At 45.3% G+C, this 24,117-nt stretch carries 18 protein-coding genes; 9 read left to right on the top strand and 9 right to left on the bottom strand.

The window, feature by feature from the left end; genetic code table 11:
• Window positions 1-35: 35 nt before the first annotated feature.
• The 8 genes from FKN08_RS13720 to FKN08_RS13685 form a co-directional block, all read right to left on the bottom strand.
• Window positions 36-1,916 (bottom strand): diguanylate cyclase, encoded by a 1,881-nt coding sequence (locus FKN08_RS13720; protein ID WP_170892333.1) that lies wholly within the window; start codon window positions 1,914-1,916, stop codon window positions 36-38.
• Between the two features lie 109 nt (window positions 1,917-2,025).
• On the bottom strand, window positions 2,026-2,520 hold the full coding sequence (gene ilvN / locus FKN08_RS13715; protein WP_005392253.1) for an acetolactate synthase small subunit: 495 nt from the start codon (window positions 2,518-2,520) through the stop codon (window positions 2,026-2,028).
• A 1-nt stretch (window position 2,521) separates the two neighbouring features.
• Entirely contained in the window at window positions 2,522-4,246 is a 1,725-nt protein-coding gene (locus FKN08_RS13710; protein WP_170892332.1) for an acetolactate synthase 3 large subunit, read from the bottom strand.
• A gap of 449 nt (window positions 4,247-4,695) precedes the next feature.
• Entirely contained in the window at window positions 4,696-6,504 is a 1,809-nt protein-coding gene (locus tag FKN08_RS13705; RefSeq protein ID WP_046874025.1) for a long-chain fatty acid--CoA ligase, read from the bottom strand.
• 294 nt (window positions 6,505-6,798) lie between these two features.
• Complete coding sequence (gene calR, locus FKN08_RS13700) at window positions 6,799-7,758, bottom strand: LysR family transcriptional regulator CalR (RefSeq protein WP_005379693.1); 960 nt, start codon at window positions 7,756-7,758, stop codon at window positions 6,799-6,801.
• A 556-nt stretch (window positions 7,759-8,314) separates the two neighbouring features.
• Window positions 8,315-9,361, bottom strand: a complete 1,047-nt coding sequence (locus FKN08_RS13695) for an MJ1255/VC2487 family glycosyltransferase (RefSeq protein WP_170892331.1) — start codon at window positions 9,359-9,361, stop codon at window positions 8,315-8,317.
• Between the two features lie 3 nt (window positions 9,362-9,364).
• The gene (locus tag FKN08_RS13690) at window positions 9,365-9,913 is read right to left on the bottom strand and encodes a phosphatase PAP2 family protein (RefSeq protein ID WP_005379690.1); all 549 of its coding nucleotides are present in this window, start codon (window positions 9,911-9,913) and stop codon (window positions 9,365-9,367) included.
• Between the two features lie 152 nt (window positions 9,914-10,065).
• Complete coding sequence (locus FKN08_RS13685; protein ID WP_047009047.1) at window positions 10,066-10,863, bottom strand: SH3 domain-containing protein; 798 nt, start codon at window positions 10,861-10,863, stop codon at window positions 10,066-10,068.
• Between the two features lie 514 nt (window positions 10,864-11,377).
• Between FKN08_RS13685 and leuA the strand changes: the two genes are divergently transcribed.
• The 5 genes from leuA to FKN08_RS13660 all read left to right on the top strand — a co-directional run bounded on the left by leuA (window position 11,378) and on the right by FKN08_RS13660 (window position 17,341).
• Window positions 11,378-12,925, top strand: a complete 1,548-nt coding sequence (gene leuA, locus FKN08_RS13680) for a 2-isopropylmalate synthase (protein WP_006742733.1) — start codon at window positions 11,378-11,380, stop codon at window positions 12,923-12,925.
• Between the two features lie 82 nt (window positions 12,926-13,007).
• Complete coding sequence (gene leuB / locus FKN08_RS13675; RefSeq protein ID WP_170892330.1) at window positions 13,008-14,099, top strand: 3-isopropylmalate dehydrogenase; 1,092 nt, start codon at window positions 13,008-13,010, stop codon at window positions 14,097-14,099.
• An 81-nt stretch (window positions 14,100-14,180) separates the two neighbouring features.
• A complete protein-coding gene (gene leuC, locus FKN08_RS13670) occupies window positions 14,181-15,581 on the top strand; it encodes a 3-isopropylmalate dehydratase large subunit (protein WP_170892329.1) in 1,401 nt (466 codons plus the stop codon).
• Window positions 15,582-15,592: 11 nt separating this feature from the next.
• Complete coding sequence (leuD, locus tag FKN08_RS13665) at window positions 15,593-16,195, top strand: 3-isopropylmalate dehydratase small subunit (RefSeq protein ID WP_170892328.1); 603 nt, start codon at window positions 15,593-15,595, stop codon at window positions 16,193-16,195.
• 363 nt (window positions 16,196-16,558) lie between these two features.
• Window positions 16,559-17,341 carry a DUF547 domain-containing protein gene (locus tag FKN08_RS13660; protein ID WP_170892327.1) on the top strand — a complete coding sequence of 261 codons (783 nt, stop codon included), beginning with the start codon at window positions 16,559-16,561 and terminating at the stop codon, window positions 17,339-17,341.
• A gap of 100 nt (window positions 17,342-17,441) precedes the next feature.
• Here the strand turns inward: FKN08_RS13660 and djlA are convergent, their stop codons facing one another.
• A complete protein-coding gene (djlA, locus tag FKN08_RS13655; RefSeq protein ID WP_170892326.1) occupies window positions 17,442-18,296 on the bottom strand; it encodes a co-chaperone DjlA in 855 nt (284 codons plus the stop codon).
• A 266-nt stretch (window positions 18,297-18,562) separates the two neighbouring features.
• Here djlA and lptD point away from each other — a divergent pair, with 266 nt between their 5' ends.
• The 4 genes from lptD to rsmA are packed head-to-tail and all read left to right on the top strand — an operon-like array spanning window position 18,563 to window position 24,045.
• On the top strand, window positions 18,563-20,908 hold the full coding sequence (gene lptD, locus FKN08_RS13650; RefSeq protein WP_006742729.1) for an LPS assembly protein LptD: 2,346 nt from the start codon (window positions 18,563-18,565) through the stop codon (window positions 20,906-20,908).
• Window positions 20,909-20,967: 59 nt separating this feature from the next.
• Window positions 20,968-22,251, top strand: coding sequence for a peptidylprolyl isomerase SurA (gene surA, locus FKN08_RS13645; protein ID WP_005379672.1), 1,284 nt, complete (start codon window positions 20,968-20,970; stop codon window positions 22,249-22,251).
• Entirely contained in the window at window positions 22,241-23,239 is a 999-nt protein-coding gene (gene pdxA, locus FKN08_RS13640; protein WP_047009044.1) for a 4-hydroxythreonine-4-phosphate dehydrogenase PdxA, read from the top strand. The genes surA and pdxA overlap by 11 nt, the downstream gene beginning before the upstream one ends.
• Entirely contained in the window at window positions 23,236-24,045 is an 810-nt protein-coding gene (gene rsmA, locus FKN08_RS13635) for a 16S rRNA (adenine(1518)-N(6)/adenine(1519)-N(6))-dimethyltransferase RsmA (RefSeq protein ID WP_170892325.1), read from the top strand. Before pdxA ends, rsmA begins: the two co-directional genes overlap by 4 nt.
• Window positions 24,046-24,117: the final 72 nt, after the last annotated feature.

Genomic DNA, 24,117 nt, shown 5'->3' with positions numbered 1-24,117 from the left:
GGGTCTATCCCCGATTTTTTGTTTTTGAAAAAGAGCTAAGCAATATCATCGAAACTATGGCATAGCGATACGCAGTTACGCCCTGCACTTTTGGATTCATACAAGGCAATATCAGCACATTTATAAGTGCGCGTGCGATCTGAGGTTAAATCACTATACCCGGCGCTAACAGTAATCGCTCTATCACTGCGCAGTTGAACCGCCACACGTAACCGGTTCAATACAACTTCTGCTTCTTCGAGTGTGGTATGCGGCATGATCACCGCAAATTCCTCACCACCGACACGAGACACAAAGTCAGTACTGCGCACCTCTTTAAGAAGAGTCTCAGCGACACTGCAAATCACTTTGTCCCCTTCATCGTGCCCAAGTTCATCGTTAATGCGCTTAAAGTGGTCAATATCAAACAACGCCAAACACGCTGGGGGACTGTCAGGATAACGCTCAATAATCCCGGCATATTGCGCTAATTGCTCTTCAAATTTTCGGCGGTTCCACAAGCCCGTCAAACCATCTTTTTCACTGAGGTTGCGTAGCTTTTCTTCCAGCTCTTTTTGCTCGGATATATCCACCAGCGACGTGATGTAATAGCTTACTTTACCTGACTTGGTTAAGTTTGCCTGAATGCGCATAATGGCGGTAAATACGTGATTAAACTTGGTTCGACAACGAACCTCACCTTCCCAAACGTGCTCGTTCGCAAGCTTATTCCAAATATTGAGGGTCGACTCGAGATCTTCCGGTAAGAAAATTAGATTATGCGCATTCCAGCCTTGAGTATGCTTGGTTGAATAGCCCATCATGTTTTCAAATTCTTGGTTCACCATAATGATTCGATGCGACGCATCTGAGATCATCACCGCAGTCATGCCATCAAGTGCAGCCCGAGCTAACTTCGATTCCATACTATGACGTCGATAGTGCAGGGCTAGCGCGGTCGTTGGTAAAGTAAAACCAAACACCAAACTTAATACAAAAAACGCTTCTTGGATTAAGTCATCAATATCTCGCTGAGATCGAGATAGTAATTGCTCATTGGTAAGATCAATAACCAGATGAAGTGGTTCACTAGAAACAAATTGGATCGTGCTATACGCAATCAAATTCGAGCCGTTGTACTCATAGCCCGAAACTTCTGAGATCATCGTGCGCCAAATGTTGGGGTACATCCGGCCAAAATTAAATTGAGAACGAGCTGGGATAATATTGCCGTACAAGCGTGATGACTTAGGACTAGCGATATAAAAGCCATCACTTTTAATTAACTCAATATGAAAATCCCGCACCGGTGGGTAGTTGAGTCGAGAAGATAAATACTCAATATCAACATTAAGAACAAGATACCCTTCGCGTTTCCCATTGAGAGAAATCGGCATCAGAATACGCAATGAAGGACTATAAGGGTAAACAAGCTCACCATTTTCCCGCTCCAGCTCAATCCCCCACGACGCAATTTCATCATTACCTAAACCTTGCGCGTAATGAAAATAATCCCGCTCTGACTTGTTATGTAATTTGAGGGCGGGTGCAGCAATACCCGTTTTGAAATCGTAATTAATCCGTGCTTTTTCCTGACCGGTAATATCAAGAAAACGAATTTGTTTATATAGCTTTTGGTTGATCGCAACCGAGATCCACATATCTTCTAAGATAGAAAGGTTGACCCGGTTCGGCTGACGTAGATAGTCGTAAAGACTTTGGCTGTGACCGAGAAGATCGCTGATCGTCTCAATTTGATCCTGAATATTGTTGTATTCGCGACCAGTATAAGCCAGTTGGTGTAATGCTTCTTGAGCGGTATTCTCAACGTTACTCTCTAATAACGTCAGATATTTCTGATAATAGTAAACTGCAGTGAGCGCACTAAAAAATAGTGCTGTCGCCAACAATGTGCCGACTCGCTTAGGTATTTTCACGCGTCTACTGCCTATAATGCTTACTAAAACGACAATTATATCATTAATTGTTATTTTCTAAACAAAAAGCCACTTAGATTAAGTGGCTTTTCTATATGCAGTTAGATGGCTAAGGTTTGAGTGCGCGCTCACCTCGGGCAATGCCCACTACCCCACTACGAGCAACTTCGACGACTTCAGTTACTTCAGATATCGCTTGAATGAAGGCATCCAACTTTTCACTCGTGCCCGCAAGTTGTACCGTGTATTGAGCAGCAGTGACATCCACGATCTGGCCACGGAAGATGTCTGCCGTCCGTTTCACTTCTGCTCGCGCAAAACCGCTGGCTTTCACTTTCACCATCATCAGTTCACGTTCGATGTGCTCATACTCGGTGACTTCTTGTACTTTCAGCACATCGATCAATTTGTGTAACTGCTTCTGAATTTGCTCCAACTGCATCTCATCAGACGTCGTGGTAATGTTCATTCGCGACAGCGTTTCATCATCTGTCGGTGATACCGTCAAAGATTCAATGTTGTAACCACGTTGAGAGAACAAGCCAACAACACGAGACAACGCACCCGGTTGGTTTTCCAATAGCAATGAAATAATGTGTCTCATATTAAGTTCTCTCCGTTTTGCTTAGCCACATTTTATCCATACCCTCACCTTTGATTTGCATCGGGTATACGTGTTCGGTTTCGTCTACGTTGATGTCCACAAACACCAGACGATCTTTCATATCCAACGCTTTTTGTAGCCCTTCTTCGAGCTGATCAGGCGTTTCGATACGAATACCGACGTGACCATAAGCTTCTGCAATCGCTGCAAAATCAGGAACAGAACTCATGTAAGAATTAGAGTGACGACCTTGATAAATAATGTCTTGCCACTGTTTTACCATGCCTAAGAAGCGGTTGTTTAGGTTGATGATCTTCACTGGAATGTCGTATTGCATGGCTGTCGAAAGCTCTTGGATATTCATTTGAATACTGCCATCGCCCGTAACAACCACGACTTCTTCTTGTGGCATGGCAAACTTAACACCCATACCAGCCGGAAGGCCAAATCCCATAGTGCCCAATCCACCCGAGTTGATCCAACGGCGTGGTTTGTTAAATGGGTAGTAAAGTGCTGCAAACATCTGGTGCTGACCCACATCAGAAGCAACATACGCATCACCATTGGTCAGCTTGTGCAAGGTTTCAATCACTTGCTGTGGCTTAATTCGCTCTGGTGACTTCTCATAAGCCAAACAGTTGCGGTCACGCCACACTTGAATGTCATCCCACCATGCGGTGATGGCATCTTCATCGTTCCCACCTTCTTGCTCTGCCAGCAGGCCAAGCATGGTTGTAAGCACTTTTTCCGCAGAGCCGACGATAGGTAAATCCACCTTCACGTTTTTCGAGATCGATGATGGATCGATATCAATATGCATGACTTTTGCGTTTGGGCAGTATTTTTCAAGGTTGTTCGTCGTGCGATCATCAAAACGCACACCGATACCAAAAATGAGATCCGCTTCATGCATCGCCATATTGGCTTCGTAAGTACCGTGCATACCCAGCATGCCCAGTGAGTTTTTGTGCGTTCCAGGGAATGCGCCTAGTCCCATCAACGTACTGACTACTGGAAGGTTCAGCTTGTCGGAGAGCTCTAAAATATGTTCATGAGCGCCAGAAATCACAGCACCACCACCGATATAAAGCACTGGTTTTTTCGCCTCTAACAGCGATTTAAGGGCTTTTTTAATCTGGCCTTTATGACCCGACGTCGTCGGCTTGTAAGAACGCATTGAAAACGTTTCTGGGTATTGGTAAGGCAGTTTGATTTGCGGATTCATTACATCTTTCGGCAAGTCAATCACTACTGGACCAGGTCGACCTGTGGTCGCGATATAAAACGCTTTCTTGATCGTTTCAGGAATATCTTCCGCTTTTTTCACTAAAAAGCTGTGTTTGACCACTGGGCGAGAGACACCAACGATGTCACATTCTTGGAAAGCATCATTACCAATTAGGCTATTAGGTACGTTACCCGAAATAACGATCATTGGGATGGAGTCCATATAAGCCGTAGCAATACCAGTAATGGTATTGGTCGCGCCCGGACCTGAACATACCAGTACGACACCCGGTTTACCGGTAGCGCGAGCGTAACCATCTGCCATATGAGTGGCGGCTTGCTCATGCCTTACAAGTACGTGTTTGATTTGATCGGTTTTGGCATGCAGTGCATCGTAGATATCCAAAACGGAGCCACCTGGGTAGCCAAAGATCTGCTCTACGTGCTCTTCTATCAGAGATTGAACCACCATCTCTGCGCCTGACAACATTGCTGTCATAATTGCTCTCCTTAGCCAGTTTCCTCACCGTAAGGTCAACGGATTGGTCTGGTTTTACATAGTCTAGGTCTTATTCGTAGCCTAATCGAAATACTTCCACGTTTTCGGCTATGTCTTGCGTTCGTCATAACATCCCGCAAGGTTACCCAACAAATGTAACGTTTTATTATCAACGGGTCTAATGAGAGATTGGTCTACTTTTTAAACAAGATGCTAGTAATTAGAATGTTAGTAGGAATAGCAGCCACACATACCTTATTTCACAGTACAACCTAAAAATTTAACGTTTAAAAAAAGAACATTATTTCAGAACCTTTTAAGTATAGGGTGCTAAATAGCTGTATTTGGTGAGCAAAATAGAAAGAATCAACACAAACAAAAATCCCCAGTAATGCACAATAACATCACTGGGGATTTTTTCATCAATATAAAATCTAAGTCAGCTTAAGTTACTTTTTCTCTGACTTTTCCTTATACATTTCTTCAATTTCATCTTGGTATTTGTCATTGATGACTTTACGACGCAGTTTTTGAGTTGGCGTTAACTCACCATCATCCATAGAGAAAGCTCTTGGTAACAGTTTAAACTTCTTCACCTGTTCAAACTTTGCCAACTCTTTTTGGAGATCGTTAACACGCTTCTCAAGCATTTCGACCACTTGGTGGTGCTTAATCAATTCAACACGATCGTGATACTTGATATTCAGCTCTTTCGCATACTCTTCAAGAGAATCAAAACACGGCACAATCAGTGCCGAGACAAACTTACGCGTGTCCGCGATAACCGCGATTTGCTCGATGAAGTGGTCTTTACCAATCGCACCTTCAATCATTTGTGGAGCGATGTATTTACCACCTGAAGTTTTCATCAACTCTTTGATACGATCAGTGATGAACAGGTTGCCATTTTCATCAATGTAACCCGCATCGCCAGTTTTTAGGAAACCGTGCTCGTCAAAGGTCTTTTCGGTCTCTTCTGGCATTTTGTAATAGCCACGCATCACCATTGGACCACGCACGAGAATCTCGTTGTTCTCACCGATCTTCACTTGCGCGCCAGGCATCGACATACCAATAGAGTCTGGATTAAAGCACTTATCATCCCAACACGATACTGTCGCCGTGGTTTCAGTCATGCCGTAACCTAACTTCACATTGATACCAATCGCGTGGAAGAATCGGCCTATGGTTTCATCTAACTTTGCACCGCCACACGGCATAAAGTTGATTTGTCCACCAAGTAACGCACGCAGCTTGCTCAGAACCAATTTATCCGCCAGGGCATATGACTTGCGCAGCATGAGAGATGGCTGACGTTTTTCTTGATGACAAGCTGCCATTTTTGCGCCCATGTTCACAGCCCAAGTAAACATGATCTTGCGATGAATTGGCGCGCGAGACACTTTCTCGTGAATCGCAGAGAAGATCTTCTCATAGAAACGCGGCACGGCACACATCACGGTAGGTTGCACTTGGCTCAGTGCATCACGTACCTGCATGGTGTCTTGCAAATAGCAGTTGGTCGCCCCTTTGTACAACACATAAAAGGTCCAAGCGCGTTCAAATACGTGTGACAGCGGAAGGAAACACAATGACACATCACTTTGAGAAAGGCTCAAACGTTGATCGTGCCCTTCCAATTGCGCCGCAATGTTTGCGTAGTCCAACATGACACCCTTTGGTTGTCCTGTTGTGCCCGAGGTGTAGATCAACGTGAGTAGATCATCTTCCTTTGCTTGCTCTAAACGTGCGTCCAATTCAACTTGGTATGTGGTATCGCCTTTGGCGACAAATGCTTGCCAAGAGATAACGAAATCATGCTCGCCAAGTTCGATATCATCAGACATTGCAACAATGAGCTCTAACTGCTCGCACTGGTCGAAAATGCTCACTGCTGCGTCAAATTGTGGCTGCTCACCAACAAACAGCACTTTGACGTCTGCGTTGTCAATGATGTACGCCGACTGAGCGGCGGTATTGGTTGGGTAAATAGGTACTGTTACGCCGCGTAGTTGTAGCGCTGCAATATCAGCAATCGTCCATTGCGGCATGTTGTTCGAGAAAATGCCGATTTTATCTTGGACTCCTAATCCCTGAGCCAAAAGTGCAAGTGATAAAGCATCAACTTGCTGACCAAATTGCGTCCACGTAATACCTTGCCATTCCTCACCCACTTTATGCTTGAGTGCAACGCGTGTACCACCGTTCGCAATTTGTTCACGAATACGTTTAACGATATGAAAATCTAACTTGGCCATTCTTTTACTTACCTTTTGGCTTACAGGCGTAAGCTAATTGAGCGAACAAGTGTACTCACGGCTTGCTAAAACGCAACTGACCAGTATCAAACTTATCACTAATAAGAGACAACTATCACTTATACGTCGCGAACATACCCAAAACTGCTGAATGATTACTCTATTTAACTTACTGTTTCGATTGTTGATTGCTAAAACAAAAAGCCCCGAGAGACAAAAATCTCTCGGGGACCAATGAATTGTAAAAATTGATGATTACCAATATGGTCTTAACCGATAAGACCAAACGTCATCTTATTTTGCGGCAACCACTTCACCACAAGTGATCATCAGTTGATCGCGCAGCCAAATGTGGCCTTTATCTTTTTCACTTGATTCATGCCAGCTTAAGAAGCCGCTGATTTCCTTGTTTGCAAATGGGAAGTCTAGAATTTGCAGCTGATCGCTGTTTACCGCATTTTCTGCCATCCAACGTGGCGCGATAGTCACAAGCTCAGATTGACCTACCACATATAGTAGGTTGCTTAGACTAGAGCCTTCGTACGCGGCTTGGCAATCCAGTTCACGATATGCTTGTTCTGAGAAGCTGCGTTGACCGTGCACTTTCGATAACTTCGCATGTTTTTCGTTAAGCAGTTGCTCGGCCGTTACACCACCTTGAATGCGTGGGTGTGTTTTTGACGCGATAACCACTAATTCATCTTTGAAGATTTCAGTACTTGAGAAACCTTGCTCATCAAAGCGAGCATAATCGATCACGAAATCAATTTCTTGATAGCGCATACGCTCAGACAACAGACGGTCAAATTCTGCATCTAGGTGAAGCTGAACATTTGGTGCTTGTTGATTCACTTTTGCCATGATCTTCGGAGCAAAACGCATGTCACAAGGGCTGCAAATCGCCAGCTTAAATAAGCGAGTCGAAGATTCTGGTTGGAATACGGAGCTAGGAAGTTCATTACGAATCAGCTGTAATGCTTGGCGAATTGGGCCAAACAACTGACGAGCACGTTGCGTTGGCTGAATACCACGGCCCTGACGCATAAACAGCTCGTCGTTAAACATCACTTTTAGGCGTGCCACGGCATTACTTACTGCCGGCTGAGACATGCCTAAGTTATGTGCTGCACGAGTAATATTTTGCTCTTGCATCACAGCATCAAATACAGTCAGTAGGTTTAAATCTACACCACGCAAAGTGCTTTCCATACGGTAGCTAGCAATTGCGCTCATCGCATCTTTCTTCTCTAACATTGAGTGCGCCTCTTTTGTAATCGTCAACTTTGTTCATTAAATTCATAACGAATAGAATCCCATCTCGCACAAAAGACGGCGGCTGGATTCGAATCATTTTACGAATAGATAACCTAACTTTTTATTATATTTGCTGTCCGGATACTTCCGGCTCGAACTGTACTATCAACTAATCGATTGCGGTTTCGCAACTAGATTGATATTTAATCAGTAAATTTTAGCCGATTAGGTATTTACCTTTTAAATAACAATAACTTGATAAAAACATAAAAAACTATAAAACACGTAAAAGCGCATTCTTTGAGGAAGTATTTAGCAAATTGATGAGACGGATGGTCACCACACGCATGCATTTATCCTAGTTATTAGTCGAGGGCAAACCAACAGATGACGACTATATCTCTGAGTGAAATTTGCACTTATCAGTCAAATTATCAGCAAATACACATTGAATAGAAATGAAAGAGAAAGAATAAAAATGCAGCCTTCTAGATTGAAAGGCTGCAACAAAATCGTGTCAAAAATAGGAAGGAACAATGTACTTAGAACAACGTACTTAAATGTTCGACACGTAACTTGGGAAATCAACTTGCTCCCACAACTGTTTGGATAACTCCGCTTGTGAATCCCACGCGCCTTGTAATACCCAATGAACAATGGCCTGAGCAACGTCTGGATATTTCACACTTTCGGCTTGCTGCTCCTTTAGCCACTGGCGTACTGCGGAAATGTCTAAGCTCTCCATCGACATCGCAAGTCCTAAGTCTTCTAAGGTCGCGACATTGCTTTGTTGCTCAAACTGACCTGCGAGTGGCTTAAGCAATAATTTTTTCCCTAGAGACAGAGCTTCCGAAGGGAGCTCGAATCCACCATTGGCAATGACACCACTACAGCGATGCAAATGATGCTGAAAGTTGCTGTGGCATAAAGGGCGTAATTCTATGTTTTCCACCTGCTCACATTCGATCACATCGGGGTGATAACAGATGAACGCTTGCTGGTTAAAATGGAACAGTAAATCCGAGATGTCTTCAATGGATTCGAACGGTAGGTAAACCAAAACAAAATCTTCATTTTCTGCTTGGCTATCGACGGTATGTACAATTGGCGGCAACAAAGGCTGGTCAAAATGATGCCAATGCAAACCAAGGTGGTGTTGAGAAGGCGCAAAGTATTCAATGACGGATTTGTCTAACCAACTCGCTCCCTTTAACGGCACTGGATAACGGAAAGCATTTTGGTGACTGATACCAATCGACGGCTTATTTTGTTGTTTTGCCGCCCATGCCGTAACAGGCTCGAAATCATTGAGCACGAGATCATAGGACGACAAATCAAGCTGTTTAACTTCTTTGCAAAATTGCACCAAATTGTTACTCAATGCTGTTTTCGCATAGTTCACTGAACCTTTTTCAGTGATAAAGGTGAAGCCTCGGCGAGTCTGATAATCACCAAACGCTTCCATTGAAAAGTACTTTTCAGGCGCTCGTCCAGAAAACAAAAAATCGACCTCAACATCGTGCTCTTTAAACGCATGACTCATCGCCCTCGCACGCGCAATATGTCCGTTTCCTGTACCTTGAACACCGTATAAGATTTTCATCAATTAGCCTCCCAACATCGCAATCGCTAATCCACCACAAAGACTGCCAAGCAGTGCACCAATGATGACATCGGTAAAAAAGTGCACACCCAATAAGATTCGCGCGGTTCCGATTAAACTTGCCCAAAAGAATGCAGCAACGCCTAGGCTCGGATAGAAATGATCAATCAGCGTCGCCATGACAAACGCAGCGGCAGTGTGTCCTGAAGGAAGACTGTAGCGATCAGATGGGGTAATAAAAGCAGGAAGGAGTGCACTGAGTTCTTCAGGGCGACGACGCTTAAAACTGTTTTTCAGCGTCCAATAAATTGGCAACTCGATGGCAAAAGCAAGTAAACCCGCCAGTAAAAACCAAACTCCCTGCTCTTTATCTAAATACCAAGCTAATAAACCTAGCACCAAGTACAGATGTCCGTCACCACTGTGGGAGACTCCTTTACTGATGTTGGCAACTTGCTGATTAAAACGGTGCTTAAGACAAACACTAGAGAGCGCTAAATCAAACTTAGCAATGGTTGCAATTGGCTGTGTAATTGTCTCTATGGTTCGCATGTGGCCTTTCCTTACTTTGACAACGCCGTTGTGTGAAAAGTAGGAGGTTTAGGTGACAACTGCATGACGGGAGTTTGGACAATTAATGACAAATGCCAAATTAGGGTGTGCCCAATAATCTATCTATTGAGCACAATCATAGGAGAGAACGCTTAAGAAGGGTTTGCTTGCTGCGGTTGAGGCGTATCGATATACCAGACTTTTCTCTTCTTACGACAGGCGCGCAAAGAGCCCATCGTCATGTCGCCATCTTTTGTCAACTCGTAGCTAAGGGAGCGGCAAGTGTAATTTCCTGACAGTTCATGCTCTATGCCCGTTTGCTCAGTTGTGCTCGAAGCAGACTCTAAAAGAGGATTAGGCTGTGTAGAAAGAATGTCACGATTTACCACATTGCTGCGCGCATAATCCTTATGGACGTAACCTTTTATCACGCCTTTCTGTTCAACAAGAAACCAAGGTTGATCCACCACTTTTGCCAACACATTAAAAACTTCCCCTTTAGATAACACGCCAAGCTTTTCTCCTTCTAGGCTCGGCTTGGATCGCAAGTTTAATGTGGTCTTAGAGCGATAGGAGACATCCATAAACTCAACTGGGTTTGAGGTATCCACACCGTCAGCTGTTGGTCGGAAGACTTCCGCTTGTTGTTTCTCACTAGGTTGCACTCGGATCTTCCACCACGAATAGGTTTCCGGATCTTTGCCTTTAAATTTATCTCGACTGTCCGACTCAAGAGCAACGAGCATTTGATTCAAAAACGACTCGCGTCCCTCGTAGCTCAAGAATCGATCCATTTGATCATTAATCACCATGACACTCTGAGAGTGATCATTAATAGCAACAGGGGAAATCTCTGCCATATAGGTTTGAGATTGAAACAGCTGACAACCCGATAAGCTGACCAGAGTAAATACTGCGGCTGAACGTCCAAATTGTTTTGCTAACCTCATTATTCCTTAACCCTTCTTTTTACCTAGTGCAACTGCACTACTATAAATGGTCATTCAAAACTTTTGCCAAACAATTCGGGCCTTTGTGTGACAAGTCGCAATCCCAATGTTTGTTTTGGTAATGAAACGTCGCAAACTTGATGAGAACTTGCCTCTTCTAGCACGTTTCTATCGCACCATGCAGTTTCACTTAGCGCATCATTTTTCTCGAGTAAATGAAAAGACTCATCCGATATGAATAAAAAATCGACTTTAGGGTTGACGCGCTCCATGGAGTGCGGTACTAATTTGTTAACTTAATTATGTGGAAAGCTTAACAACTATGTCAGCTCATTTTTCTATTCTGCTTAGCCTCCTCCTGATCGTGACCAGTTCGCGCGGGTAGGCTGTGGAAGAAAAATAACCACACCAATTTCTAAGAACCCGCATGAGAATGCGGGTTTTTTTATATCTAAATACTGGAAGTAAACGATTAACTTGCACGTAAAGTGCAGAAATCAGGAAGGAAGCAAACATGAACGATCAGGTCATTATATTCGACACCACATTGCGTGATGGCGAGCAAGCGTTGTCAGCAAGCTTGACGGTTAAAGAAAAACTGCAAATTGCCTATGCGCTGGAAAGACTCGGCGTTGATGTTATCGAAGCTGGCTTCCCAATCTCTTCACCAGGTGATTTCGAGTCGGTACAAACCATTGCAAAAAACATCAAAAACAGTCGAGTTTGTGCCCTTTCGCGTGCCGTTGCGAAAGATATTGATGCCGCCGCTGAAGCATTAAAAGTGGCCGACCAATTCCGTATTCACACGTTTTTAGCCACTTCCACCATTCACGTAGAAGACAAACTACGCCGCAGCTACGACGATGTACTTGAAATGGCGGTCAACGCCGTTAAACATGCGCGTAACTACACCGATGATGTCGAGTTTTCTTGTGAAGATGCAGGTCGTACTCCTATCGACAACCTATGTCGCATGGTAGAAGCTGCCATCAATGCAGGTGCGAGCACAATCAACATTCCAGATACCGTTGGCTACACAGTACCAAGCGAGTTTGGTGGCATTATTCAAACCCTTTTCAACCGCGTTCCAAACATTGATAAAGCGATCATCTCCGTTCACTGTCACGACGACTTGGGGATGTCAGTTGCCAACTCTATTGCCGCCGTTCAAGCCGGCGCGCGTCAGATAGAAGGCACCATCAATGGCATTGGTGAGCGAGCGGGAAACTGTTCACTTGAAGAGATCGCAATGATCATCAAGACGCGTCAAGAGTTCTTGGGCGTTCACACTGGCATTAAACATGATGAAATTCACCGCACCAGTAAATTGGTGAGCCAGTTATGCAACATGCCAATTCAGAGCAACAAAGCGATTGTGGGCGCGAATGCCTTTAGCCACTCTTCAGGTATCCATCAGGATGGCATGTTAAAGAATAAGAATACCTACGAAATCATGACCCCTGAGTCGATTGGCCTTAAAAACCAAGCACTAAACTTAACCAGCCGTAGTGGTCGCGCAGCCGTGAAGAGCCACATGGACACCATGGGATACAACGAGGACGAGTACAACCTAGACGCTCTATACGCGGACTTCTTGAAACTTGCCGACCGCAAAGGCCAAGTGTTCGATTACGATCTAGAAGCCCTAATGCACTTCTCGAACCTGCGTGAAGAAGATGACTTCTACAAACTGAACTACCTAAGCGTGCAATCGGGCAGCGTAATGGCCACCACCAGCATCAAAATGCAATGTGGCGATGAAGAAATGTGTGAAGCGGCAGTCGGTAATGGCCCAGTTGATGCGCTATACCAATGTATCTACCGCGTGACAGGCTACGACATCGTACTGGATAAATTCGACCTAACCGCGAAAGGCGAAGGTGAAGATGGTTTGGGTCAAGCTGACATCATTGCCAACTACAAAGGTCGTAAATACCACGGCACGGGCGTTTCTACCGATATCGTTGAAGCTTCCGGTCAAGCACTATTGCACGTTATTAATAGCATCCACCGTGCAGACAAAATCGAAGAAATGAAGCAGAAAAAGATTGCGACTGTGTAATAACAACTGGGCTGCATGGCTCAGGAAAGAACACGCTCGTTGAAATAATTAAGCTCAAAATTAGAAAACTTAAAGGATTAACATGACAGACAAATCATACAAAATTGCCGTCCTACCCGGTGACGGCATCGGCCCGGAAGTAATGGCGCAAGCACACAAAGTATTGGATGCTATCGAAAAGAAGCATGGTATTGCGTTTGAGCGTGACGAGCATGATGTAGGCGGCATCGCGATTGATAATCACGGCTGTCCACTTCCAGAAAGCACCGTGAAAGCGTGTGAAGAGTCTGATGCAGTCCTATTTGGTTCAGTTGGCGGTCCTAAGTGGGAGCACTTACCACCAAACGACCAACCTGAGCGCGGTGCCCTACTGCCGCTACGTAAACACTTCCAACTATTTTGTAACCTACGCCCAGCGCAAATCCACTCAGGTCTTGAAGCTTTCTCACCACTACGTGCAGACATCTCAGGTCGCGGTTTTGACATCGTTGTAGTCCGTGAGCTGACGGGCGGCATCTACTTCGGCCAACCAAAAGGTCGTGAAGGTGAAGGTCCAACAGAGAAAGCGTTCGACACTGAGGTGTACCACCGCTTTGAGATCGAACGTATTGCAAAAATCGCTTTTGAGTCTGCTCGTCTACGCCGTAAGAAAGTATGCTCTATCGACAAAGCGAACGTTCTACAAAGCTCAATCCTATGGCGTGAAGTGGTCGAAGAAATCGCAAAAGACTACCCAGATGTTGAGCTGTCACACATGTACATTGATAACGCAACCATGCAGCTTATCAAAGACCCAGCACAGTTCGACGTAATGCTGTGTTCGAACATCTTCGGCGACATCATTTCTGATGAGTGCGCGATGATCACTGGCTCAATGGGTATGCTGCCTTCAGCAAGCCTTAACGAAAGTAAGTTCGGTCTGTACGAGCCAGCAGGCGGCAGCGCACCAGATATCGCAGGTAAGAACATCGCCAACCCAGTAGCACAAATCCTATCGGCAGCACTGATGTTACGTTATAGCCTTGGCGAAGAAGCCGCAGCACAAGACATCGAAGCAGCGGTGTCGAAAGCACTTTCAGCTGGCGAGCTAACAGGCGACCTTGCAGGCAACAACCCGGCACTCTCAACGTCTGAAATGGGCGATAAGATTGCTGAGTACATTTTGAACGCATAAATAGACTGAATTTATAAATATAACTGTCGTTCGCAGTCTACAACATGGTTGTGATAACAAGGACGACGAGGAAAGGAAGCAATGGGCAAAACACTATACGAAAAAGTCTACGACGCACACGTTGCCGTCGCAGCAGAAGGGGAAAACCCTATCTTGTACATCGACCGTCACTTGGTACATGAAGTAACGTCTCCGCAGGCTTTTGATGGCTTGCGTGAAAAAGGTCGTAAAGTGCGTCAGGTCAGCAAAACTTTTGCCACTATGGACCACAACGTTTCGACCACCACCAAAGACATCAACGCATCCGGTGAGATGGCATGTATCCAGATGGAAACGCTATCGAAAAACTGTGAAGAGTTTGGCGTTACGCTTTATGACATTAACCACAAATACCAAGGTATTGTGCACGTCATGGGCCCAGAGCTTGGTATTACCCTACCGGGCATGACCATTGTTTGTGGTGACTCGCACACGGCTACACACGGTGCATTTGGCTCGCTAGCATTTGGTATTGGTACCTCTGAAGTTGAGCACGTATTAGCAACTCAAACGCTAAAACAAGCGCGTGCTAAAACGATGAAGATCGAAGTGAAAGGCAAAGTAGCTCCGGGCATTACTGCGAAAGACATTGTGCTAGCAATCATCGGTGAAACGACAGCAGCAGGCGGTACAGGCTACGTAGTTGAATTCTGTGGTGAAGCGATCACTGACCTTTCAATGGAAGGTCGCATGACCGTATGTAATATGGCGATTGAGTTAGGTGCAAAAGCCGGTTTGATTGCGCCAGATGAAACTACATTCGAATACATCAAAGGCCGTAAGTTCTCACCTCAAGGTGCGGATTTTGATGCCGCTGTAGAATATTGGAAGACATTAAAAACTGACGATGATGCCCAGTTTGATGCGGCCGTGACACTAAACGCAGCGGATATCAAACCACAAGTCACTTGGGGTACTAACCCAGGACAAGTTATCGCGGTAGACCAACCGATCCCAGCACCAGAAAGCTTTGCTGACCCAGTAGAAAAAGCATCGGCAGAAAAAGCTCTGGCTTACATGGGTCTAGAAGCAGGCAAGTCATTGTCTGATTACAACATCGATAAAGTCTTCGTTGGCTCTTGTACTAACTCACGTATCGAAGACATGCGCGCAGCGGCGGAAGTCGCGAAAGGTCGCAAAGTCGCGTCTCACGTTCAAGCGCTAATCGTTCCTGGCTCTGAGCAAGTAAAAGCGCAGGCGGAAGCAGAAGGCCTAGATGTCATCTTTAAAGAGGCGGGCTTTGAGTGGCGCCTACCAGGTTGCTCGATGTGTCTAGCAATGAACAACGACCGTTTGGGTCCACATGAACGTTGTGCGTCTACTTCAAACCGTAACTTTGAAGGCCGTCAAGGTCGTGATGGCCGTACCCACCTAGTGAGCCCTGCGATGGCAGCGGCAGCAGCAATTGCTGGTCACTTTGTAGATATTCGTGAACTAGACTAAGGAGCAAACAAATGTCAGGCTTTAAACAACATACAGGCTTAGTTGTTCCTCTAGATGCAGCGAACGTTGATACTGATGCCATCATTCCAAAACAGTTCCTACAAAAGGTGTCTCGCCTAGGCTTTGGTAAACACTTGTTCCATGACTGGCGCTTCCTAGATGATGCTGGCGAACAGCCAAATCCAGAGTTCGTGATGAACGCCCCACGCTACCAGGGCGCTTCCATCTTGCTGGCACGTGAAAACTTCGGTTGTGGCTCATCTCGCGAACACGCACCGTGGGCGCTAGCGGATTACGGCATAAAAGCGATGATCGCACCAAGCTTTGCTGATATTTTTTACGGCAACTCGATCAACAACCAAATGGTGCCAGTTCGTTTGACTGAGCAAGAAGTGGATGAGATCTTCCAGTTTGTTGAGGCAAATGAAGGCGCAGAAGTCGAGGTCGATTTAGAAGCGAATGTGGTTCGTGCCAACGGCAAAGAGTATGGTTTTGAAATCGATTCGTTCCGTCGTCACTGCTTACTAAACGGTTTGGACAACATTGGCCTAACCCTTCAGCACGAAGATAAAATTGCTGACTACGAAGCGAATATCCCAAGCTTCTTGCGTTAAAACGCATTAGTAAATACACAAATCAAGGGCTGGCAATTGTCGGCCCTTTTAATGTTTTAGGTGACTGATTTTATAGCGCTTTACTTACGGAATACCGAACGCCTCTGTTGAAATTAGTCATCCTGAACAGCGGCGAAGGAGCGTGATTCAGGATCGACTGCCAGAATGTACTGTGCAGATTCATACTTTCTTTACTCAAGCGTTTGTGGGGATTAGATTCCTGCTGTCGCTTATGCTCCTCGGAATGACGGAGAATAAAGGCAACAGATAACTGATTACTGATTACTGATTACTGATTACTGAAAGAAAACAAGCACTCAACAGGTCTACACTATCAACAATATCTCATTCAAAGGTATCTCTATGAAGCGTCTGTTATTGCTATTGTGTGCTCTGGTTTCTTTCTCGGCGTTCGCTGCTCCTAAATCTGACTTGTGGCCGTATTGGCAACAATCGAATCAAGCCAACCAAACCCAAATTTCTCATCAAGATTGGCAACAACTGTTAGACAATTACTTGGTTGAACAAGGTGAGAATACTTTGTTCCGCTATAGCAAAGCCACAACTTCAGACAAAACCAAGTTAAAGCAGTACATCCAACGACTGGCAAAACTAGACCCTCTACAATACAGCCAAGCAGAGCAATATGCCTATTGGGTAAACCTTTACAACGCCATCACGGTAGATCTTATTTTGGATAACTATCCCGTCGAATCTATCACCAAACTGGGTGGCTTATTTAGCTTTGGTCCTTGGGGAGATGATGTGGTCGTGGTCAACGGCAAGGATCTGACTTTAAACGATATTGAACATCGAATTTTGCGTCCAATTTGGAATGATCCAAGAACGCATTACGCCGTAAATTGTGCAAGTTTGGGATGCCCTAACCTACAAGCTCAAGCATTCACTGCCGAAAACACTGAAGCCTTACTTGAAAGTGCTGCCAGAACGTTTATTAACAGCAACAAAGGCGTATCCATTCAAGGAAGCACGGCACAGCTGTCTTCCATTTATGATTGGTTTGCAGCGGACTTTGGTGGAGAAAAACAAGTATTCAACCACATCGCGAAGTACGCGCCACAGTACAAAGACTTCTCTGGAAAAGTGAAGTACGAATACGATTGGAGTTTGAATCAAACTGACTAATTTATCGTCACTGTTCAGCTTGCAACGCTTTTGGTCACCCGTAACCCAAAAGCTAAAAAGGGCACCAAGTGCCCTTTTTATTTTCTAGATTTTGACAAAATCACTTAAAGCCTTTGACCTTTTTAATCAGATCGTAAGCGTTTTGAATCTCTTGAGATTTTTCTTTCGCTACGTTCATCATCTCTGGTGGTAGGCCTTTAGCCATCAATTTGTCTGGGTGATGCTCGTTCATCAGTTTACGATAAGCACGCTTGACGGTTTTACTGTCGGCATCTGAAGACACATCCAGAATTTTGTACGCGTCAGCCAGTTGATCCGCTTGTGAAGCTTGTTGCCAGCTACCACCAGAAGATTGGCCTTGATGCTGACCATGAAAACCACCCTGGCTTTGGAAACGGAATGCGGCTTCTTGCATTTGCAAGCGACGCTCTAGCTGCTCAGAAGAGAAACCCAAACCACGTGCTATTTTGTGTAACACATTTCGTTCACTAGGATGAATCGAGCCGTCAGCAAAGGCCGCCGAGATTTGTAGTTCAAGGAAAAATTGCAACAAGTCAAAACGGCCTGCTGTCGAAATTTTCACACGAACAAGAACGTCTTCTAACGGAAAGTCACTGTCTTTACCTTCACGAAACGCATCTTGCGCAGCGCGGCGCTGTTCGCCATGCAAATTCATGCGCTCCATCATTGCAGAAGCAAGTTGGATTTCCTCTTTGGTGACTTGGCCTTTCGCTTTTGCCACATGTCCCATTACCGCAAACGCCGCTTTAAAAAATTCTTCTTGGCGCTGAGCTTGGCTCGGCCCTTTTCCAAAGCCGCCAGTAGAGAACCCGGCTTGACTCAAGCGACGTGCTTTATCGAATTGATGGCCAATAAATAAGCCAAAGAGTAAACCTAGCGGCCCGCCAAGTAACAAGCCAAAAAAGGCACCCAGAATTTTGCCAAAAATATGCATTATGTGTTCTCTATCAATGAATTTTTATCGACGACGGCGGTCTTATAGTGCCGGATGCAACGATTTCCTTTATGATAATGGAATTAGTTTTATTTCGGCTAGGCCATTTCGCCTGCTTATCTTTGCAGCTATTTTGTCGTCATTATGCCACAGTGAATCAATACGCTGGGATAAATGCGACTATAGTTGATTCATTTGGCTATTACGCTAGGGTACAACAAGCCCTATAGCCATCGAGTAGTAGTGACACAGGAAAGTTCAATTCAATGCAACATTTCTCCCGCACATGTTTAGCGGCCTCTATCAGCACCGCCTTGTTTGTACCCACCACTCAAGCTGAAGCGAATATCCATGATAGTGTGCAGGAAATGCCCGCCACAGATCAATGTTTGGTCGATACCAGTGGCGAGGAGGACGCTCTTAATACCCCAGTAGTGGTAGAAGCTGACACCCTGCAAGCCATCAATGGTGACAAAGCTCAGTACTCAGGTAATGTACAAGTCACCCAAGGCCAGAAGAAAATCACCGCAGATAGCGTAACGCTGCACCAACAAGATAACGTCGTGGTTGCCGAAGGCAACGTGACTTTCAATGACGGCCAAGTCAAAGCTCGATCTGATCGTGTTACTAATGACATCAACCAAGACACGTTTTCACTAGAGAACACCGATTATCAGTTCCTTTGCCAACAAGGTCGAGGCACAGCAGCATACATCGCGCGTACAGGTCAGTCGGTTTATGAACTCGAAGATGGTTCTATTACATCATGTCCTCAAGGCGACAATTCATGGCGTTTAGTGGCATCAGGTATTGACGTTGACCAAGATGAAGAGACGGCGACGCTGCACCATCCTCGATTTGAAGTGTTAGACGTTCCTGTTTTCTATGTGCCGTATCTAACCATGCCAATTGGAGATACGCGTAAAACGGGTTTCCTCTTCCCTTCTTTATCGTATGGTTCTAGCGATGGTATGGAAGTCGAGGTGCCATTCTATTGGAACATCGCACCTCAATATGACATGACGCTCACCACGCTCTACATGCAGCAGCGTGGAACAAAACTCGATACTGATTTCCGCTACCTAACGGATGGTTGGGGGAATGGTGAAATCAAAGGCGAATACCTCAATAGCGATCGCAAATATCAAGACGAGTCTCGTTGGGGCTACCAAGTTAAACACGACGGTATTATCAATAAACAGTGGATAGTCAAAGTCGATTACTCAAAAGTGAGTGATATTGATTACTTCCTCGATCTCGACTCCGATATTGGTAACCGTGAAGATGGTCAACTGGTTCAAGAAGGACAAGTACAATATCGTTCTGATTTCTGGGATGCCTCGTTAACCGTTCGTGACTTCCAAATCTTATTGAAAGAAGAGAACCGCCCTTATCGCCTGCTTCCTCAGTTAGACTTGAACTACTACACGCCATTGTGGGGAGATTACCTCAACTTTGACGTGAAGAGCCAAGTCAGCCGCTTCGATACCAGCGATGCTGCGCGACCAAATGCGACCCGTGTTCATATTGAACCAGGGCTTACATTGCCGCTTTCAAATTCATGGGCAACGTGGACAACGGAAGCTCGCGTGCTTTCCACGTACTACTCTCAAGACTTAACGGGTCTGACAGATGTCAACTTGCAAAACCAGTTAGATGACGAAGTTTCTCGTGTTATCCCCGAGTTCCGTACGCATGCGCAACTTTACTTAGAGCGAGACACGAGTTGGATCAAGGGCTACACACAAACACTGGAGCCTCAGCTGCAGTACTTGTACGTACCTGAAGAAGATCAAACCAATATCTACAACTACGATACCACCTTGCTACAAACCGACTACTACGGGCTATTCCGCAGTCGTAAGTACAGTGGCATTGATAAAATCGCCTCTGCGAACCAGTTAAGCTACGGTGCCAGTACGCGCTTCTTTGATGATGACTATAAAGAGCGTCTTAACGTTTCATTTGGTCAGATTTACTACTTCGATAAAAAGACCAAACTGAGCAACAGCCCAAATCTTCCGGATGAGACCACCAACTACTCATCATGGGCGATTGAAGCTGATTTCAACTACAACGATTACTTGTTCTATCACGGTGGGATTCAATACGATATCGATTTGAGCTCCATGCAGTTGGCGAACAGTACCTTAGAGTACCAATTTAACGGTGGCTTTATTCAGGGTAACTATCGTTACGTCACGCGTGAATACATCGAAGATACGATCATTCTCGAAAACCTAGACACAATTACTCGTAAAGGCATTTCACAAGCAGGTATTGTTGCGGCCTACGAGTTCAACCCGAACTGGTCTGCAAGTGGTCAATACTACTACGACCTAAATGAAAATGCGGACCTAGAATGGCTAGCGAGCCTGCGTTACCAGTCTGACTGTTGGTACATTGGTGTGACTTACGCCAACCAATTGCTTGGTTGGGAAAACCAAACTATCGGCAGCACTGGCGCATCACCTGAATACGAAAATAACTTTAGCGTTAACTTCGGTATTCAAGGCTTTGCGACCAATCAGCGTGAAGACACTGCAGTCAAAGAACTGGATGGTTCTGACAACGCGATTAAGTACGGCCGCCCATTCTATCTGAACAATTAATCGAAATAGGCGTCTTAAATGAATAAGACGCCTATTCAAAAATACTGACGGAATTTTAAATGAAAATTTGGAAATCAATCTTATTCACGACCCTACTCTCTTGCGGAGCGGTTGCAGCACCAGTAGAGATCGATAAGGTTGCGGTCATCGTGAACGACGGTGTAGTTCTACAAAGCGACATCGAAACAGCGATGAAAACGCTGCAAGCCAACGCACGTCAAAGTGGAAAAAGCTTACCTTCTACCAGCGTATTAAAAGAACAAGTTGTTGAAAAACTTATTATTGATACGTTGCAAGGCCAAGAAGCAGACCGTATTGGTGTGCGTATTGACGACAACCGTTTAAACCAAGCGATTGCAGAGATCGCACGTAATAATGAGCAATCGGTAGAACAACTCGCCGCTTCTGTAGAAAGTGAAGGTTTAAGTTACCCAGAATTCCGCGAACAAATTCGTAAGGAAATCGCCGCTTCAGAAGCCCGTAATGCACTGGTTCGTCGCCGTATTAATATCCTTCCAGCAGAAGTCGACAGCCTTGCTGAGCAACTATCACAAGAAACCAATGCGACCGTGCAATACAAAATTGGACACATTCAACTGCGCTTCTCTGACGACAAAGAAAAGTCTGCTGTAGAAGCAGAAGCAAAAGCGCTGGCGAAAAAGCTGAACGAAGGTGCAGACTTTACGGAGATGGCCTACACCTACTCAAAAGGTCCTAAAGCTTTACAAGGTGGCGACTGGGGTTGGATGCGTAAAGAAGAGATGCCAACCATCTTTGCCGATCAGATTAAAATGCAAAACAAAGGCAGCATCATTGGCCCATTCCGCAGTGGCGTCGGTTTCCACATCCTAAAAATTGAAGATGTAAAAGGCCTAGAAACGGTTGCGGTAACGGAAGTAAATGCGCGTCATATTTTGATTAAACCAACCGTGATTCTGAGCGATGAAGGGGCAAAGAAGCAACTGAATGAATTTGTACGCCGCATCAAAGCTGGCGAAGCCACTTTCGCTCAACTGGCAACACAATACAGCCAAGACCCTGGTTCGGCAGCGCAAGACGGTGAGCTAGGTTATCAAACGCCAGATCTGTACGTGCCAGAATTTAAACACCAAGTAGAAACTCTGCCTGTTGGCTCAATCAGCGAACCGTTCAAAACCGTTCACGGCTGGCATATCGTTGAAGTGTTGGATCGTCGCCAAGTTGACCGCACTGACTCAGCGATGAAGAATAAGGCTTACCGTATTCTATTTAACCGTAAATTTAATGAAGAAGCGGGCGCATGGATGCAAGAGCTACGCGCAAGTGCGTTTGTTGAAATCGTGGATGACAACAATGACAACTAATACAATTCGTAGAATTGTCGTAACCGCAGGGGAACCTGCGGGTATCGGCCCAGACTTAGTGCTTGCCTTATCGAAGGAAGATTGGGCACACCAAATTGTCGTCTGCGCCGATAAAAATATGCTGATGGACAGAGCCAAGCAGCTTGGCATTGAAGTCCAACTGTCTGATTACAATCCAGAAGAAGCGCCTAAAGCACAAAAAGCTGGCACGCTTATCGTTGATCATATCCAAATATCGGAACCTGCGGTCGCAGGCGAGCTCAATGAAGCGAATGGCCACTATGTACTAAAAACGCTAGAAAGAGCCGCTTTAGGCTGTATGAATGATGAATTTGATGCTATTGTCACCGGCCCTGTTCATAAGGGGGTGATTAATCGCGCAGGTGTTGCATTCAGTGGTCATACTGAGTTTTTCGCCGAGAAGTCAAAAACGCCGCTAGTCGTCATGATGCTAGCAACGGAAGGACTACGAGTGGCGCTGGTCACAACACATATTCCTTTAGCATATGTGTCCAAAGCGGTCACCGAAGAGCGATTAGAAAAAATCATCGATATTCTTCATAAAGACCTTGTAGAAAAGTTTGCTATCGCACAACCAAACATCTACGTTTGCGGGCTTAACCCTCATGCTGGCGAAGATGGCTGCTTAGGTCGTGAAGAGATCGAAACCATCACTCCGACACTGGAAAAGATTCGACAAGAAAAAGGTATCAACCTGATCGGCCCTTTGCCGGCAGATACCATTTTCAATGAAAAATATTTAAATGATGCTGATGCTGTTTTAGGCATGTACCACGACCAAGTGTTGCCAGTATTAAAATACAAAGGCTTTGGTCGTTCAGTAAACATTACTCTTGGTCTACCTTTTATTAGAACATCGGTGGATCACGGTACTGCATTAGATCTGGCAGGGACAGGTCAAGCGGATACAGGGAGTTTCCGAACAGCGCTCACGCATGCGATAGATTTGGTAGAGAAGAAACAATGAGAAATGATGTCCATTTAGGACACAAAGCGCGTAAACGTTTTGGTCAAAACTTCCTGAACGATCCATACATTATTGATGGAATCGTATCAGCGATTAACCCAAAACCAGGTCAAAACCTGGTTGAAATCGGTCCTGGTCTTGGTGCAATCACTGAGCCGGTAGGTCGTGAAGTGGATAAATTCACGGTCATCGAACTGGACCGCGATCTGGCAGAACGCCTACGTACTCACCCTGACCTGGCGGATAAGTTGACCATCCATGAGGGTGACGCTATGCGTTTTGACTTCACTCAATTAGTGAAGCCAAACAACAAGCTACGCATTTTCGGTAACTTGCCGTACAACATCTCTACACCATTGATGTTCCACCTTTTTGAATTCCATAAAGACATTCAAGACATGCACTTTATGCTGCAAAAAGAAGTGGTAAACCGCCTAGCCGCCGGCCCTGGCAGCAAAGCTTACGGCCGTTTAACGGTAATGGCTCAGTACTACTGTAAAGTGGTACCAGTACTGGAAGTACCGCCAACGGCATTCGTTCCACCACCGAAAGTGGACTCTGCCGTTGTTCGTTTAGTGCCATATGAAGAGCTACCATGCCCTGCGAAAGATCTGCGTTTGCTGGATCGCGTTTGTCGTGAAGGCTTTAACCAACGTCGTAAAACAGTTCGTAACTGCTACAAATCGTTGTTAAGCACAGAAGTACTAGAAGAGCTAGGTGTTAATCCAAGCATGCGTCCAGAGAACCTGACGCTAGAACAATTCGTCGCGATGGCGAACTGGCTTGCGGATAACCCACAGCACTAAGAACTCAAACGATAAGCCAAACCCTTGCCGGTTTGGCTTATCATTATTGGGATATTACGTTTCTGAGGAGTG

Source organism: Vibrio sp. 1-2 (7-a) (assembly GCF_013048515.1).
In the GTDB taxonomy this organism is placed as follows: domain Bacteria; phylum Pseudomonadota; class Gammaproteobacteria; order Enterobacterales; family Vibrionaceae; genus Vibrio; species Vibrio diabolicus.
Note: the sequence above shows the minus strand (reverse complement) of the source record. Positions and strands in the feature narration are given on the sequence as shown.